The sequence below is a fragment of the Nocardia sp. NPDC058497 genome (assembly GCF_042720195.1).
Taxonomy (GTDB): Bacteria; Actinomycetota; Actinomycetes; order Mycobacteriales; family Mycobacteriaceae; genus Nocardia.
The window spans coordinates 1-777 of sequence record NZ_JBHXMY010000512.1 but is presented as its reverse complement, the minus strand read 5'-3'; the positions used below and the strand labels follow the sequence as shown (position 1 = coordinate 777).

1 protein-coding gene and 1 pseudogene are annotated in these 777 nt (G+C 64.6%); both read right to left on the bottom strand.

Annotation, left to right across the window (positions count from 1 at the left end; translation table 11 throughout):
- Positions 1-102: 102 nt before the first annotated feature.
- On the bottom strand, positions 103-537 hold the full coding sequence (locus ACFWPJ_RS26090; protein WP_378855100.1) for an SRPBCC family protein: 435 nt from the start codon (positions 535-537) through the stop codon (positions 103-105).
- Between the two features lie 20 nt (positions 538-557).
- Positions 558-770, bottom strand: a pseudogene (locus tag ACFWPJ_RS26085) (lipid-transfer protein); the annotation flags it as partial.
- Positions 771-777: the final 7 nt, after the last annotated feature.

Sequence of the window (777 nt, the reverse complement as noted above, 5' to 3'; positions counted from 1 at the left end):
GTTGGGTTTTACTTTTTTTTCTTTCTCTACTATCATTTTTCCCTGCCCCGTTTCTAATATACCCACCACTCGGCACGATTCATGCTCTGTCATTCCGGCGCCCTACGCCGAGGCCAGCGCGTCGAGCTGGTCGAGGGATTTGTCCAGCTGGGTGCGGCCGTCCTTCTCCACCGCCTTGCCCAGCGCGCCCTTGATCAGCGCACCCTCGAAGTCGCCGGACACCAGGATGACGCTGCCGGAACCTTCCGGCTTGATGTCGAAGGTGAATTCGGTACGCACACCGGCCATTCCGGCACCGGTGAGGGTCAGCCGGTTCGGCACCTCGACGGCCTTGACCGTCCATTCCATCTTGTTCGCCATGCCGAGCATGACGATCTTGGCGACCAGCCCGGCGCCCTCGACCAGTACGGCGGGCGGTTCCTCCATGAACTTCTCGTGGATGGTGAACCACTTGTCCCAGGTCTGCGGGTCCGAGACGACGGCCCACAGGGCTTCGGGAGTCGCGGTGACGGTCTTGGTGGCTTCGATATGTCCCATTGCGGTACTCCTCGTGCGGGTCAGCGCACCGCGCGCTGGTAAGCGGTGACCACGGCGGCGCCGCCAAGGCCGATATTGTGCTGCAGGGCAGCGGTGACGTCGCCGACCTGGCGTTTGCCCGCGGTGCCGCGCAGCTGCCAGGTGAGCTCGGAGCACTGGGCCAGGCCGGTCGCCCCGAGCGGATGCCCCTTGGAGATCAGGCCGCCCCTCCGGTTGACGACCCCCATGCCCCCCTAGGTG